Genomic DNA, 15382 nt, shown 5'->3' with positions numbered 1-15382 from the left:
CTCCTCTGTCGGGGTGATGCTGCGCGCGTCTTCAGGCAGCTCGACGCTACGGTCGCAGCGGCGACAACCGACGTCGGGCGAGCTGGTGGCCGCAAAGCACAGCGCAGACCCAAGCACCCACCAGAGCACGGGAGGGCACCTCGAAGTGAAGGAACCGACCGAGGTCGAGGGAGTGCTGGTCGTCGGCGGCGGCTACGCCGGGCTCCACGCCGCCCGCGCCGTTCATCGATGTGGCGTTCCGGTCACGGTCGTGGATCGCACTGGTCGACATGATTTCGTGACCCGACTCGCCGCTGTGGCCGGGGGAACTGCTCCGGTCGAAGACGCCTCCGGGCCCGTCGAGTCCTTCGTGGATCAGGTCGTGGTGGGAACCGTCGTCGAGATCGCCGATGGTTCGGTCACCATGTCCGACGGACGCACCATCACCGCCGATGCTGTTGTCGTCACGGCTGGGTCCGTGCCATCACGGCCGCCTGTGGAAGGCATCGAGCTCGCCCACGCCATCCGGTCGGCCGAAGATGCCATCGCACTGCGCGGATCCATCAACCGGGCGTCGTCGATGGTGATCATCGGTGGCGGCGCCACAGGCGTTCAGCTCTCCGGCGCCACAGCTGTTGCGCACCCGTCGCTCACGATCCACCTGGTGGAGGCGATGCCCCGGCTCCTTGCAGGCATGCCAGAGGCATTCAGCTCCGGTGCATCACGGATCCTCGAGGGTCGCAACGTCCAGATCCACCTGAGCTCCGACATCGAACGGATCACCGAACAGGGCGCCATCGTCGGCAACAGCCTGCTCGAAGGTCTCGTGGTCTGGGCCGGTGGCTTCTCGGCAAGCGCCCAGCGATACGGCATGCCGACTGCCGAGGATGGACGCATCCTCATCGATGAGGCCCTCCGCGTGCTCAGAAGTCAACGGACGTTCGCGGCAGGTGACATCGCCGCGCATCGCGACCACGATGGTGACCCTCTGCCCATGTCCGCGCAGATCGCCGTTCGCGCCGGTTCCGCGGCCGGGCGCAACGCTGCCCGCGCAGTGCGGGGCGAGCCGGTCCAGGCCGTTGACCTCCGCCAGATCGGTTGGGTGCTCGACCTCGGCGCACGCCGCGGCCTCGCCCAGGTAGGTCCGGTCAACCTGACTGCACCAGGTGCCGACCTGATCCCCCCGCTCCTCCACGACGCCATCGACCTCAAAGACCTCCTCGAGATCGGCGGCGTGCACGCGCTCCGATACGCCTCCACATCGGTTCGTTCGCTGGTCACGTGGCCACTCGCCGTGTGGCCACTTCGGACCTCACCGACCGTACGAGCAGTGACCACCTGAGCAGGACGGCGGTCGTTCACGACGCAACGTCGACCGATCCGATCAATGACCTGACTGGGCCGCGTCGCGCCGGTCGCCGCTGAGTACGGCCGAGGTGGTCGCCAGCGAGAAGACCGAGAGCGCGGGCAGGTATCGCTTCACGGGGTCCCCGGCCTTGATGTGCATGGCGATCGCACCAACCATGAGCGTCGCGAGGCCAGTCGAGGCGGGTCGGGTCAATCGTGGCACGGCGAGCCCGAGCAGCATCGCCGACGCAAGGCCCACCTTCGTTGCGCCGACGGCATACATCTGCGGCTCGGTGAGCCCATAGACCGCGAACTCCTCCTTCATGTTCGTCGCTCCGCCCCCTCGGTAGCCCGTGTCCTTGTCGAACCGGAACGTCCAGACGTTCAGGATCCACAGCGCAGCCGCGGTCTGGGCGAACTTGCCGATCACATGCACGAGCCGGTTCCTTCCAGGGAGGCACCTCGATCATACGACTCGGCAATCGATCCGGTGTCGCAGGGTGGCTGTCTTTCGCGAGTGGGTTATCGACTGAACTCCTGACCAGGACGTTTGGAGCGGGTTCGGAGGTGCCTTCCCACCCCGGCGCGGGCGGTTTCCCAGAATCCGTCGGAGATCGACCAGGAGTCCCTGATTACGCCGGCGGCGACCACCGGACGGCGCCCTCCGAGCAGTGTGAGGTCGAGGCTGCCTCTCCCTCCAAGCAGGCGCCGTCGACGAGTTCACGATCGCCCAGCGGCTCGTCGAGCTCGACGACGTACGGGACCGCAGGGTTGCCAGGACACTCGTACTCGCCCTCCGGCGGTAGTGATTCGACCGAGAACGTCACGACCACCCGCTCGGCGTCGGCGGAGACGACTGGTGCCAGGACCTCGCCTGTCTCGCCCCCGCTGCACCCGAGCCGGGTCACCAACGCCGTGACGGACGTGGCCGACGGGGTCGGAGGGTCGGCAGCGTCCACGTTCCAGACGGCGGTGTCTCCCTCGGCTCCGGCGGGAGCGTCGGTCGGCCGCCTGTCGACCGTTTCGCCGGTGAAGGCATCGACCACCGCCCGGTTCCCGAGAGGGCGGCGAAGTTCCACTGTGGTGAGCGTCAGGCAGTACCCGCCGCTCGGCCCGGCGGCCTCCGCTGTCAGCGTGACCGTGTCGTCCGACTCGTCGACCCGGACGCGGTAGTCGTCGGTGCAGTAGCCGAGTGTCAGGTTCAGGCTCGTGTCATCGAGCACCTCGAAGGCGTCGATGGCAACCGGTCGCCACTGGCTCCCGGCGTCCACGACGTCGGTGGGGCCGGGGCGCTTCGTGAGCTCGGCGTCGATGCCGGCGGCGCTCAAGAACAGGGCTCCGTCGCGGATCTCCCACGTCGGGTCGGAGTTGAGGAGCCGGGACAGAGCGCTTTCCGCAGCGCCAGCGGAGCCCTCGCAGCCGACGAGCTCCTGGAAGAACTCTGCGTCGAGGGTGGAGTCGAGGACCTGAACAGTGCCGCCGAAACCGTTGCACGGGAACGTGCCCGTGAGCGTGCCGTCGCCTCCGATGCCGATCCACGGGTCTCGGTTCGCGCCGGAGAAGTCCAGCACCTCGCCGTCAGCGCTCACGGAGACGAGTTCCCAGTCGCCGACGGGTGAGGCGCGCTCGGTCGGGGTCGGGTCCGGTAGAGCGAACACGAGACCGTCTCCGTCGTCGGCAACCAGCCACAGTTCGCCGTCCCGCAGCTCGACGGGCTGACCCAACAGCGCCCAGAGCCGGTCGGCCTCCCGGGCACCGGGCACGGACTCGCAACCTTGGTCGGTACGCACCGATGGCACGACGATGGTTCCCTTGTCGAGCGCCGTCTCGATCTTGTTTCCGCACCCGTCGTCTCCTTGAACGCGGTCGCCATCGAAGCGAAGGTTGGCGGTGCCCTCAGCGGGCTGCCGCTCGCCGTCATCGACGGTCGAGACAACATGCCAGAGGCCGTTGAGCTCGTCGCCGGTCTGCGACTCGTCGGGGCCGGCGACTGTGACGGAGTCGCTGTCGTCGCCGGCGAGCGTGAGGCCGCCCCCGGCCAGGGCGAGGACGGCGAGCACGGCGGCAGCGGCGGCGAGGAGCCGGGGGCTGCGGGACGCGGGCCGGGACTCGGCCCGGATGCGGGCGGCGTCGAGCACGTCGGCGGGGTTGCCCGGAGGCGTGCGGTCGGCGAGGCGTTCGAGGCGGTCTTCGAGGGTCACTGGTTCCCCTCCTCAGCGAGGGTGGTGGCGAGACGTGAGCGGCCGCGTTCGGCTGCCTTGCGTGCCGCTGCGGCGGTGCATCCGACGAGCTCGGCGACCTCGTCGTACGGGAGCCCGTCGACGTGGTGCAGGTACAGCACGGCCCGCTCTCGGGGCGGGAGGGCGAACAGGTCGGCGAGGTCCGACGGGAACTGGTTCGGCGACTGGCTGGCCGGTCCGAGGCGGGCCATTGCGGAGTGGCGCCGCGACCACGATCGCCTCTCGTTGGACGCGAGGTTCACGATGGCGGTGGTCAGGAACGCCCTGGGGCTGCGGACGGTGTCGGGGTTGTCGAGTTGGAGGTAGTTCACGAGGGCGTCCTGGACGAGGTCGTCGGGGTCGACGTCGGCGGGCGCAGCGACGCACGCGACGCGGTGGAGGTGCGGGTAGAGCGCGTCGAACCAGCCGTCGTCGTCCTGGCCGCGGGGCCGGAGGCGTTCTGCTGGCTTGGCGTGCATCTCACCCATAGGGACACCGCACGACCCGGTTTTGTGACATCGCTTCCCACAGTGGCCGACGGGCTCCACGCGGGCGTGGCAGCGCACGGGTGTGGAGGGTCGACGGCACTGTGTCTTCCGTGACCGACGACCGCGCCAGCGACGACACGAGTACGGCGATTGTGGAGACGGTCGAGGTGCCAGCGTGGCTCGTCCACCGCATCCTCGCCGAGAGCATCGACCAGCCGCTTCCCCGGGAAACGTGGGATGCGCTGGATGCGCTGTGCTGCTCGCCGCCGAGGCTCGTTCCGTTCGACGGCGAGGTTGAGGGGCTGGATGACGGCAGCTCTTCGCTGGGTTCCCTCGGCGACCGATGAGCGGAGCGCCCGGCGTCAGCCGCTTGTGAACGCCGTCGGTGTCAGAGAGACGGCGGCGGGGGCTTGGTGATCCAGGTGCCGTCGAGGTCGAGGGCCCGTGTCCAGGCGGTGATGTCGCGGGTCTGCACGGGCTCGGTGCCGGCGAACTTGCGCTGCACGCTGTCGGGGTCGGCGTCGCCGCCGACGGCTCGCGCGAGGCCCGCCGCGCTCGTGGGCCCTGCCTTCTCCTTGCGGTTCTCGCGGAACCGGGCGCGGCACGCGACCACGAGGTGGTGCTGTAACCAGGCGACGGTCGCCCACCCCTCGACGGTGCGGCGCCAGTCTTCCTGGTCGACCGCGGCGCGCGGTGGGCCGGTGGGCGGCCATGTCGGCGAGGAACGTCGGGTCGCCCCGATAGCGCCACTTCGCCCGCGGCTTGCCGAACCGTTCCGGCACCTCCAAGAACTCCCGCGGCCGAGCAGACCGCCCTCTGGGCGTGGGCGTCCAGCCAGCACGAACGGTGGCAGCCAGACCTGCAAGTCCTCGTCGCTGCGAGCGTCGGCGCAGGCATGGAGGCACCCGACCTCCGCACCACCCGAGGCTCCGACGTCACCCGTCTCGACGACGGCACCGTCGTCATCGACATCCAGGGGCTCCACGCCCGCCGCACCGTGGTACTGCGCCAGTGGGAGGACGCGGTGCTCGCCGCCGCCAGCCGTGCCGGCGACTCGTGGCTGTTCCGGCCCGACTCCACCTACGACCGCGACGGCAAGAACCTCATCACCGCGCTGCTGCGCCTGACCGTGAACCAGAACCGGCTGCCCGAGCGGCGCATCGACCTCCGCCGCGGCCGCACCACCTGGATCGTCCGCCTCCTCTCGGCAGGCACGCCGCCGACCGTCCTCGCCCGCGCCGCCGGCGTCAGCGTCCGCTCCCTCTACGACTACCTCGCGCACTGCACCGACCCCGACCTCGACGGCAGCGACGAGCACCGGCTGCTCCGCGACCCCAGGCCCCTGCGTTGACCTCTGTCCACCCCGACGACGTACGGGCTGCGGTCGACGCCGCGCTCGACCGCGCCGACCTGCCGCCCGTCCCGCCCGACGAGCTGCCGGTCCCCGACGGCAACGTCGCATGGGCGTTGAAGGTCGTCCGGCGCAGCGGCGTCGCCGACGCCCTGGCCGAGTGGAGCACCTCGTGCACCGGCCGGAAGCAGAGCGAGATCACCGTCGAGGGGCTACTGACGTCGATGGTGCTCCTCGCGGTCGAGGGCAGCCCGATGCTCCTCAACCGGGTCGAGGCAATGGCGTACCGGCGCATCGGCGACGAGTACCGCGGACGGTTCCGCACCATGAAGCCGACCGACACGGCCCGGCGCCGGAAGGCCGCGTACAAGAACGTCCGCGACCAGTTCCTCCGCATGTGCAAGGCCGTCGACCCGAGCGCCCTCCCGAAGAACCGGAGGCTCACATGGGAGGACCTCGCACGCGAGGCCGCACGGCGCAGCCAGCACGTCGACGAGGCCGAGGCGTACCGCCGCCTCCGCTGGATCACCAACCGGCTCCTCCAAGCGTCGTTCGAGCTCCTCCCCCGCAGCGTCCGCCGCCGCTGGCGCGGCACCATCGCGCTCGACGGCACCAAGGTCCCCGTCCTCGCCGTCGGTCGCGACATCGAGGGCGTGTGGGAGAGCACCGACCCCGACGCCGGCTGGCACGTCCGCACCAACGACATGGACGTCCACGGCGTCCCCGACGGGCACCCGCCGCCCAAGCGCAGCAAGAGCGTCTGGGCCTACGAGCTCACCGCGGCGATCATGGGATGGGACGAGCCGGTCCGCGGCCCCGAGGTCGACGAGGACGGCCGGACCGTCCGGCCGGGCGACCGGAAGCCGCACCCCAACCTCGTCCTCGGCTTCGAGCTGCACCGCCCGTCCCCCGACCCGGGAGGGCAGGCCGTCAGCGTCCTGGAAGGCATCCGGGACCCGTCCCGTCCCATCAGCCGCAGCGACGGCCCGCTCCCCGCGAAATGGTTGGTCGCCGACCGCGGGTACACGTCGAACGCGAAGGTCGAGGACTTCCACCGGCCCGTCCGCCGCCTCGGGTACAGCCTCGTGCAGGACTACAAGCACGCCGAGCTCGGCGCCCGCGGCGACGAGGGCGTCGACGGCGCGGTGATGGTCGAGGGTCACCTGTACTGCCACTCGATGCCGGAGTGGCTCGTGAACGCGTCCGTGGACCTCGTCGCCGGCCGCATCGACGACACGCAGTACCGGCACCGGATCGCCGAGCGGGAGCCGTACCTGTTCCGCCGCAAGAGCGCACTCGGCGACGACCGGACCCGGTGGATGTGCCCGGCGTCGGGCACGTGCCCGACCGCGATGTGCGGGTTCAAGACGAAGTCGTTCGAGCGTGCCGGGCGCGGCGCCCCCGAGGTTCAGCCCGACGCGCAGATCGTGTCGATCGGCGCGAAGCCGAAGGCGTGCGCCCAGGACTCTGTCACCGTCCGCGACGACGCGTTCGAGAAGCACCGCCAGGAACTCCGGTTCAAGTCGCCTGAGTGGCGCGCCGTGTATGGGATGCTGCGGAACACGATCGAGGGCGTGAACAGCACGTACAAGGACGGCAGCAGCGTGCTGCTGGAGGTCAAGTCCCGCCGCAGAGTCCGTGGCATCGCCGCCCAGTGGCTGCTCGTGCTCATGCTGGTGTTCGGGGAGAACGTCCGGCGCGTCCGCCGCTGGCAGCAGGAGCGCGACGAGGCGAACGGCGACCCCAGGAAGAAGGCCCGGTCGGGCCGTCGGCGCCGGAAGGACCGGGCGCGCTGGCAGGCCGAGCGGCACCGGCGGATGCTCGCCGGCCTGCCGGTCGCGCCTCCGCCGAGGAACCCGCGACAGCAGGAGATCGCCAGGGCAAGGGACCGGGAGGCGGCGGCGCTGCGGGAGCAGTTCGCGTCGAGGTAGCGGCAGCGGCCGTTCCGCCGCGCCCGTAGACGAGTGAAGCCGGCCTTTCGGGGCCGGCTTCTTCGCGTTTTGACCTCTCCGGCGCCCCCGATCGTGCCTGCCGGGTGCCCGGACGGGCCGACGGCGGCTGCGGGGCGGTTTCGGAGGGCGTTTAGTGCCTGGGTTTCGACGGTTACGTCGATAACCCCGAGTGGGCGCAGAGGGACTCGAACCCCCGACATCGTCCTTGTAAGGGACGCGCTCTAGCCAGCTGAGCTATGCGCCCGAGGGGGGCGAACGGTAGCGCCCCGTGCCCGACCGCACGGGACCTGCGACCCTTCCCGCGCCGCTCGGGGCACGGTGCAATGGGCAGGACCCGCACCACCCGAGGGAGCCCCCATGCCCACCTTCGTCGTCCCGCTCGACGGATCGAGCTTCGCCGAGCGCGCCCTGCGCCACGCCGCCGCGCTCGCCGCCCGCCACGCCGGCGGGTCCGGTCGCGGCCGGGTCCTGCTGGTCGCCTGCACCTGGCCCGAGGACCCGCCGATCGAGGCGCGCCTCCAGGACCGCGCCGACCTGCTCCGCGGCCTGGTCGACGTGGAGGTGCGGATCCTGGATGGCGCCAACCCGGTCGACGGCATCCTGTCCACCCTCGACGCCGGCCCGGACCGCACCCTGTGCATGGCGACCCACGGGCGGGGCGGGCTCCGGTCCGCGCTGCTCGGCTCGACCGCGGAAGCGGTGCTGTGCCGGGTCACGGACCCGGTGGTGCTCGTCGGGCCGGCAACGCGCAGCACGGTGCTCCCCCGCGAGCACGGACGCCTGGTCGCGTGCTCGGACGGGTCGCGGTTCGCGGACGAGATCGTCCCGGTGGCATCGGCGTGGGCCGGCGACCAGGACATGGACATGTGGCTCGTCGAGGTGATCCAACCCGACGAGGGCGTCCACGCCCCCGGGGAGCCGCCGGTCCTGGAGCTCCGCCGTGCCGCGGAGGGACGGCTCGCGGCGCTGACCCAGCGCGTCGACGACGGCGACCGGGAGATCGGAGCCCAGGTCCTCCACGGCACCCCGGCCAGCCGGGCGATCCGACTCTTCGCCGAGGACCTGCCCGCCTCCCTCATCGCCATGGCCACCCACGGTCGCACCGGGTTGGCTCGCAGCGCGCTGGGCAGCGTCGCCTCCGACGTGACCCGGACCGCGCCCTGCCCGGTGCTCCTCCACCGCTCGACCCCGGGCACGCCCTGAGCTGCGCGCGGCGGGCATCCACGACCGTGACGGGGCGCATCCGACATCTTCCTTGTAAGGGAAGTGCTCCAGCCGGCTGAGCTATGCGCCCGGGAGGCGAGAACGGTAGCGGCCGTCCCCGGGCCCGTGAGAGGTGCGATCCGGCGGGCGCAGGTGCCCGGGCTCCTCGAGGGGCACACGTCGGTGCCGGAGCGCCTTGTGGGCCTCCATGGCGACGAGGATGCTCACGGTCACGACCAGGATGCGGCCCCACGCGTCGAGGCCGATCGGTTCGACTCGGAGCACGTACTGCGTCGGGGGCAGGTAGAGCGCGGCAACGTGGAGGCTCAGCGCAGCGGCGGTGGCCACGAACAGGAAGCGGTTCGAGAACGGGTTCCGGTGGAAGACGGATTCGGTCTCGGAGCGTGCGTTGCCGGCCTGGAGCACCTGGTAGACGACCATCGTCGTGAGCGCCACGGTCTGGGCACGGGCGACGGAGCCGCTGGCATCGAGCTCCCAGCGGAACATCAGCAGCATGCCGGCGCCCATCACGAGCCCGGCCAGCAGGACGCGCTCCCACATGAGCCGATCGAGGACACCGCCGCCCGGGCGGCGGGGCGGGCGGCGCAGCACCCCCTTCTCCGCAGGTTCGAAGGCGAGGGCGACGTCCTGGAGGCCGTTGGTGACCAGGTTGAGCCAGAGCAGCTGTGCCGGCAGGAGGACGAGGGGCCACTGGAGCCACACGGCGACGAGGATGGCGATGACCTCGGCTGCGCCGGTCGACACGAGGAAGAAGGTGACCTTGCAGATGTTGTCGAAGGTGACCCGCCCTTCCTCGACAGCGGCGGTGATCGACACGAAGTTGTCGTCGGCGAGGACGATCTCGGCCGCTTCCCGGGCGACGTCGGTGCCCTTGTCCCCCATGGCGATGCCGATCTCGGCAGCCTTGAGGGCAGGGGCGTCGTTCACCCCGTCACCGGTGACGGCGACGACGTCACCGCGGGCCTGGAACGCGCGGACGATGCGCAGCTTGTCCTCCGGCGACACGCGGGCGTACACGGAGGTGCGCTCGACGCGCACCCCGAGCGCCTCCTCGTCGAGATCCGACAGCTGGGCCCCGGTGAGCGTGCCGCCGGGAGAGGCGATGCCGAGCTGGTCGGCGATGGCTCGGGCCGTCTCGACGTGGTCGCCGGTGATCATGACCACTCGGATGCCGGCGGCCTGGCAGTCGGCGATCGCTTCCTTCACCCCGGCGCGAGCCGGGTCGAGCATGGCCTGCAGCCCGAGGAGCACGAGCCCTTCGGGCTCGGCGATCTCGGCTTCGTCTCCCAGCTGCTCGGCGAGCTCGTGCTGCGCGAACGCGAGGACCCGCTGCCCTCGGGAGGCGAGCTGCCGTGCCGCCAGCGCCACGGCCTCCCGGTCGAGCGGTGCCGGACCCTGGTCCGTCAGCATCTCGGTGCACATGCCCAGCACTCGCTCGGGGGCGCCCTTGACGAACACGACGTGGGTGCCGTTGCGCTCGCGGATGCTGGCCGAGTACCGGCGCACCGGTTCGAAGGGGATCTCGGCGAAGGCGGGATACGCGGTGCGGACGTCACCGGGTTGGAGCCCGGACGTGAGGGCGGACAGCAGCAGCGCCACCTCGGTCGGGTCACCCGTGGTCGCCAGCTCGCTGTCGGCCCAGTGCAGGTCGGCCTCATTGGCGAGGACGCCGGCGAGGAGCGTGAGGTGCAGGGCCGGGTGGTACTCGATGTCCGCCGGCTCGGAGCCCTCGAAGAACTCGCCGTCGGGCACGCCACCGGCCAACCGGAACTCGTGCCCCGGTGTCCAGATCTCCTGGACGGTCATGCGGTTCTCGGTGAGGGTGCCCGTCTTGTCCGAGCCGATCACCGTGGTGCTGCCGAGGGTCTCCACCGCGGAGAGATGCCGCACGATCGCACTTCGTCGGGCCATGCGCCGCACGCCGATGGCCAGCGTGATCGTCACCGCGACCGGTAGGCCCTCGGGCACCGCGGAGACCGCGAGGGCGACCGCGACCAGGAACATGCCCTCGACCGACTCACCCAGCGCGACGCCGCTCACGAAGGCCACGAGCGCGGCCCCGCCGACCGCGACACCGATGGTCTTGGCGAAGCGATCCATGCGGCGCTGCAGCGGGGTGGCCGAGACCGCCTCGGCGCGCATCAAGCCGGCGATGGACCCGAGCTCGCTGCGTGGACCGGTGGCCACGACTGCGCCCGCTCCTCGTCCGGTGGTGACGGTGGCCCCCGTGTAGGCCATGCACGCTCGATCCGACAGCACCGCATCAGCCCCGACGGCCTCGGTGGTCTTGTTGACCGGGACGGACTCGCCGGTCAGCAGAGACTCATCCACCTGCAGCGCCGTGGTGCTGGTCAGCCGCAGATCGGCAGGTATGCGCGCGCCCGACTCCAGCAGCACGACGTCGCCGGGCACCAGGCTGCGACTGTCGATCTCACAGTCGCGGCCGCCCCGGACGACACGGGCACGGGGCACCACCAGCTGCATCAGCGCTCGGACCGCGCCTTGGGCCCGACGTTCCTGGGTGAAGCCGATGACGGCGTTGAGCACCAGCACCGCGGTGATCACCGCGGCGTCGAGGTACTCGCCCAGGACCAGCGTGACCACCAACGCCAGGAGCAGGATGAAGATGAGCGGGCTCCGGAACTGCTCCACGAACACCAGCCAGGCCGGTGCCGGTGGCTCCTCCTCCAGCTGGTTGGGTCCGTACCGCGCCGATCGAGCCTCTGCCTCCTGGTGCGTCAGGCCGTGGCGGCTCGTCTCCAGGAGCTGCTCGACCCGACGGGCGTCGAGGTTGTGCCAGACCGGTTCAGGAACCATCGTCGTGCCGTTCGCCTCCGAGTCGTCCACCCGTGCGGCGGTGCTCCGCCCGTGGGCGGTGCGCCCCTCGAACGTATGCCGGCGGTCGTCGAGGGACCAGGGTCGCAGGTCATGGCCTCGTGTCGCCGGGAGCGGCTCGCACGCCCGCCGAGATCCCGACGGCGGAGGCATCCACGACCGTGACGGGGCGCATCGCTACCGTCGATCACGTCATCGAACACGCCACAAGGCGCCGATCGATCAACGTGGAGGTCAAGGGTGGCCGATCCCAAGCGCAGCGGTCATCGGGGGGCACGGGGTCCTGACGACCTCGTCGGCCGCTACCTCGCCGACATCGGGCAGTACCCGCTGCTCACCGCGGCCGAGGAGATCGAGCTGGCCCAGGCGATCGAGGACGGGCGCGAGGCCGAGCTGCGCCTGGCCGAGGGGCTCGATCTCAAGCCCGCCGTGCGGGCATCCCTCCGCCGCCAGATCCGCGCCGCGGCCGCGGCCAAGCAGCGGTTCATCCAATCGAACCTGCGCCTCGTCGTCTCCATCGCCAAGCGCTACCAGTCCACCGGCCTCCCCCTGCTCGACCTCATCCAGGAGGGCAACCTCGGGCTCATCCGTGCGGTGGAGAAGTTCGACCACCACAAGGGCTTCAAGTTCTCGACCTATGCCACGTGGTGGATCCGCCAGGCCATCGGTCGCGGCATCGCCGACAAGGGGCGCACCATCCGCCTGCCCTCCCACGTCGTCGACACCCTGTCCACGCTGTCGAAGGCGTCGGGCACGCTGCTGAAGGAGCTCGGCCGCGAGCCGACCGCAGCGGAGCTGAGCGAGCTCACCGGCATGCCCGTCGACCGGGTCGAGACCGCCATGCAGGCCACCGCCGACGTCATCTCGCTGTCGGTGGGCATCGGGGAGGACGCCACCGAGTTCGGCGACCTGCTCCCCGACGACAAGGCCGAGGTCCCCTTCGACGTCGCCGCCGCCAACCTCGAGAAGGTCGAGCTGCGCAACCTGCTCCTCACGCTCTCGGACCGCGAGCGCGAGGTGCTCGAGCTGCGCTTCGGGCTCGTCGGGGAGCGACCCCTCACCCTCGACGAGGTGGGCCGGCACTTCGAGCTCACCCGCGAGCGCATCCGCCAGATCGAGGCCAAGGCGCTCACCAAGCTGCGCCACCCCTGCTCCCCGGCCCAGCGCCAGGGCCGGGCCATGGCCGTCTAGAGACCGGACCGGCGGCGAGCGATCGCCTTCTCGACCTCGACCGCGGTGAACACCGCCATGCCGATCAGGCCGGGAACCACCCAGTGCACGAGCTCGAGCGGCGCGGTGCCGAACGTGGTGTTCATGAAGGGCAGGTACACGAAGCCCACCTGCAGCGCGGTGAGGACCGCCACCGCGACCCAGGCGACCGGGTTGGCCAGCAGTCGGGCCGGCGGGTAGCTGGCCTCACGCAGGAACCGGCTGTTGAACAGGTAGCAGATCTGGCCGAACACCAGCGTGTTCACCGCCACGGTCCGGGCGACGGCGAGGTTGTCCTCGCTGCGGTCGGAGAGGAGGAAGACGGCGATGGTCGCCCCGCCGACCAGGGCCCCGACGAAGCCGATCCTCCACAGGAAGTAGCGATCCAGGATCGACGCGCCCGTGGGACGAGGCGGCCGGTCCATGATCCCCGGCTCGGGTGGCTCGAACGCCAGCGCCAGGGCCAGCGTCACCGCCGTGACCATGTTGACCCACAGGATCTGGGTCGGGGTCAGGGGCAGGTCGAGACCGACCACCACCGCCACGACGATCACCAGTGCCTCGGCCGCGTTGGTCGGCAGGATGAACAGGATGGCCTTGCGGAGGTTGTCGTAGATCGTGCGGCCCTCCTCCACCGCTCGCTCGATCGAGGCGAAGTTGTCGTCGGCGAGGACGATCTCGGCCGCCTCCTTCGTGGCCTCCGTGCCCTTGACCCCCATGGCGACGCCGACGTCGGCGCGCTTGAGCGCCGGTGCGTCGTTGACGCCGTCGCCGGTCATGGCCACGACCTCGCCGTTGGCTTGCAGCGCCGTGACCAGCCGCAGCTTGTGCTCGGGGCTGGTGCGGGCGAACACGTCGTTCGTGCCAACGATCACCTGGAGCTCCTCGTCCGATGCGGCCTCCAGCTCGGCACCGGTCACGGCCGTGGCGCCGTCACCGATGCCCATCTCCCGCCCGATCGACCGCGCCGTGCCGGCGTGGTCGCCCGTGATCATCACGACCCGGATCCCGGCGCGCCCGCACGTCGCGATGGAGTCGATGGCCTCCGGTCGGGGTGGGTCGACGATGCCGACGATGCCGACGAACACCAGGCCGTGGACGTCCTCGAGCGACAGCTCGTCGTGCGGACCGAAGTCATCACGACGGGCCGCGGCCAGGACCCGCAGGCCATCGGCGCTCAGCTCCTCGACCTGGGACTCCCACCACGCCACGTCGAGCGGCCCGGGCCGGCCGTCGGCGCCGAGCTCGAAGCCAGCGCGCTCGAGCAGGCGGTCGGGAGCGCCCTTCACGAGCAGGACCTGACCGCCGCCGGGCACCTCGTCGACGGTCGCCATGAACTTGTGCTCGGACTCGAACGGCACCACCGCGGTGCGCCGGTACGCCGACGCGTCGAACCCGAGCTTGATGGCCAGCCCGCGCAGCGCGCCCTCGGTCGGCTCGCCGTCCACCGTCCACCGTCCGTCGACCTCGACGATGTCGGTGTCGTTGGCGACGGCCATCGCCTCCACCAGGGCGAGCAGGTCGGCGCGGGCGTCGAGGCCGGTCCGTTCGCCGAGCAGCGACACCTCGCCGTCGGGCTCGTACCCGGTGCCGGTGATCTCGTAGTGACCAGCGCGGGTCACGACGCACCGAGCCGTCATCTCGTTCTTGGTGAGGGTGCCGGTCTTGTCCGAGCACACGACGGTGACCGAGCCGAGGGTCTCGACGGCGTTGAGCCGGCGGGTGATGGCGTTGCGACCGGCCATCCGTTGGACGCCGATGGCGAGCGTGATGGTGAGGATGGCCGGCAGGCCCTCGGGGATCGCCGCCACCGAGAACCCGATCGCGGCCAGGAACAGCTCCGATGCCGGGTAGTCGTGCAGGACCAGCCCGAGCACGAACACCACGGTGGCCAGGCCGACGATGGCCACGGACAGCTGGGTGCCGAAGGCCCGCATCTGTCGCGTCAGCGGTGTGGCCAGCGTCTGGACCTGGCTGATCATGGTGTTGATCTGCCCGATCTCGGTCGCCGAGCCCGTCGCCGTCACCACACCCACGCCCCGGCCGGCGGTGACGAGGGTGCCCGAGAAGGCCATCCCAGCCCGGTCACCCAGACCGGCATCCGGGTCCACCGGGTCGGTGTGCTTCTCCGTGGGCACGGACTCGCCGGTCAGCGCGGACTCCTCCACCTGGAGGTTGGTCGCCTCGACCAGTCGCACGTCGGCCGGGACGCGGTCGCCCGAGCGCAGCCGAACGACATCACCGGGGACGAGCTCCTCGGCCCCGACGCGCATCCAGTGACCGTCGCGCCGCACCTGGGCGTCGAGGGAGAGCAGCTTGGCGATGCCCTCGAGCGCGTGCTCAGCCTTGCCCTCCTGCACGTAGCCGATGAGCGCGTTCACGACGACGACGCCCAGGATCACTCCGGCGTCGATCCAGTGCTCCAGCAGCGCCGTGACGGCGGCCGCCACCAGGAGGATGTAGATGAGGACGTCGTTGACGTGCCGCAGGACGCGCACGAAGACGCTGGCCCGGGGCGGGTCGGGCAGCCGGTTGGCCCCGACCTCGGCCAGCCGGCGGGCCGCTTCGTCGGAGGTGAGCCCGGCGCCACTCGAGTCGAGGGCACCGAGGACCTCGTCGACGGTGGCGGCGTGCGCGTCGACAACGATCATGACCGCGCCGACCTCCTGGGGGCGGTGGTCGAGGGGGGCTCCGCCGACCAGGTTCCCAGTGTCCGAGACGGTGCCAGGACCGGCTAGAGCCCTACGTCCCGTCCGACCCGGGCGACAGGTTCGTTCC

12 protein-coding genes and 2 tRNA genes are annotated in these 15382 nt (G+C 71.1%); 6 read left to right on the top strand and 8 right to left on the bottom strand.

Annotation, left to right across the window (positions count from 1 at the left end; all coding sequences use genetic code 11):
- Positions 1-16: 16 nt before the first annotated feature.
- Positions 17-1321, top strand: coding sequence for an NAD(P)/FAD-dependent oxidoreductase (locus tag RGQ06_RS14830; RefSeq protein WP_432430563.1), 1305 nt, complete (start codon positions 17-19; stop codon positions 1319-1321).
- A 42-nt stretch (positions 1322-1363) separates the two neighbouring features.
- Here the strand turns inward: RGQ06_RS14830 and RGQ06_RS14825 are convergent, their stop codons facing one another.
- The 3 genes from RGQ06_RS14825 to RGQ06_RS14815 form a co-directional block, all read right to left on the bottom strand.
- Complete coding sequence (locus tag RGQ06_RS14825) at positions 1364-1762, bottom strand: DoxX family protein (RefSeq protein WP_432430518.1); 399 nt, start codon at positions 1760-1762, stop codon at positions 1364-1366.
- Between the two features lie 196 nt (positions 1763-1958).
- Positions 1959-3527: an META domain-containing protein gene (locus RGQ06_RS14820; RefSeq protein ID WP_432430519.1), complete on the bottom strand. Its 1569-nt coding sequence runs from the start codon at positions 3525-3527 to the stop codon at positions 1959-1961.
- Positions 3524-4033, bottom strand: coding sequence for an RNA polymerase sigma factor (locus RGQ06_RS14815; protein ID WP_432430520.1), 510 nt, complete (start codon positions 4031-4033; stop codon positions 3524-3526). The genes RGQ06_RS14820 and RGQ06_RS14815 overlap by 4 nt, the downstream gene beginning before the upstream one ends.
- A gap of 110 nt (positions 4034-4143) precedes the next feature.
- Here RGQ06_RS14815 and RGQ06_RS14810 point away from each other — a divergent pair, with 110 nt between their 5' ends.
- Positions 4144-4380 carry a hypothetical protein gene (locus RGQ06_RS14810; protein WP_432430521.1) on the top strand — a complete coding sequence of 79 codons (237 nt, stop codon included), beginning with the start codon at positions 4144-4146 and terminating at the stop codon, positions 4378-4380.
- A 41-nt stretch (positions 4381-4421) separates the two neighbouring features.
- On the opposite strand, the gene RGQ06_RS14805 is transcribed toward RGQ06_RS14810, so the two are convergent.
- Positions 4422-4646, bottom strand: coding sequence for a hypothetical protein (locus tag RGQ06_RS14805; protein ID WP_432430522.1), 225 nt, complete (start codon positions 4644-4646; stop codon positions 4422-4424).
- Between the two features lie 282 nt (positions 4647-4928).
- Between RGQ06_RS14805 and RGQ06_RS14800 the strand changes: the two genes are divergently transcribed.
- Positions 4929-5384: a hypothetical protein gene (locus tag RGQ06_RS14800; RefSeq protein WP_432430523.1), complete on the top strand. Its 456-nt coding sequence runs from the start codon at positions 4929-4931 to the stop codon at positions 5382-5384.
- Entirely contained in the window at positions 5381-7315 is a 1935-nt protein-coding gene (locus tag RGQ06_RS14795) for a hypothetical protein (protein WP_432430524.1), read from the top strand. Before RGQ06_RS14800 ends, RGQ06_RS14795 begins: the two co-directional genes overlap by 4 nt.
- A gap of 191 nt (positions 7316-7506) precedes the next feature.
- Here RGQ06_RS14795 and RGQ06_RS14790 read toward each other — a convergent pair.
- Positions 7507-7580: transfer RNA gene (locus RGQ06_RS14790), tRNA-Val, on the bottom strand.
- A 113-nt stretch (positions 7581-7693) separates the two neighbouring features.
- Here RGQ06_RS14790 and RGQ06_RS14785 point away from each other — a divergent pair.
- On the top strand, positions 7694-8539 hold the full coding sequence (locus RGQ06_RS14785; RefSeq protein ID WP_432430525.1) for a universal stress protein: 846 nt from the start codon (positions 7694-7696) through the stop codon (positions 8537-8539).
- A gap of 2 nt (positions 8540-8541) precedes the next feature.
- Here the strand turns inward: RGQ06_RS14785 and RGQ06_RS14780 are convergent.
- A tRNA-Val gene (locus RGQ06_RS14780) sits at positions 8542-8630 on the bottom strand.
- Entirely contained in the window at positions 8621-11407 is a 2787-nt protein-coding gene (locus tag RGQ06_RS14775; protein WP_432430526.1) for a cation-translocating P-type ATPase, read from the bottom strand. Before RGQ06_RS14775 ends, RGQ06_RS14780 begins: the two co-directional genes overlap by 10 nt.
- 228 nt (positions 11408-11635) lie before the next feature.
- Here RGQ06_RS14775 and RGQ06_RS14770 point away from each other — a divergent pair, with 228 nt between their 5' ends.
- A complete protein-coding gene (locus RGQ06_RS14770) occupies positions 11636-12586 on the top strand; it encodes a sigma-70 family RNA polymerase sigma factor (RefSeq protein ID WP_432430527.1) in 951 nt (316 codons plus the stop codon).
- On the opposite strand, the gene RGQ06_RS14765 is transcribed toward RGQ06_RS14770, so the two are convergent.
- On the bottom strand, positions 12583-15255 hold the full coding sequence (locus RGQ06_RS14765; protein WP_432430528.1) for a cation-transporting P-type ATPase: 2673 nt from the start codon (positions 15253-15255) through the stop codon (positions 12583-12585). The two genes, RGQ06_RS14770 and RGQ06_RS14765, sit on opposite strands and share 4 nt — an antisense overlap.
- Positions 15256-15382: the final 127 nt, after the last annotated feature.

This window comes from Salinilacustrithrix flava, assembly GCF_041228405.1.
Taxonomy (GTDB): domain Bacteria; phylum Actinomycetota; class Acidimicrobiia; order Acidimicrobiales; family Salinilacustritrichaceae; genus Salinilacustrithrix; species Salinilacustrithrix flava.
The sequence above is the reverse complement of the archived record's forward strand: the minus strand, read 5'-3'. Positions and strand labels throughout refer to the sequence as shown.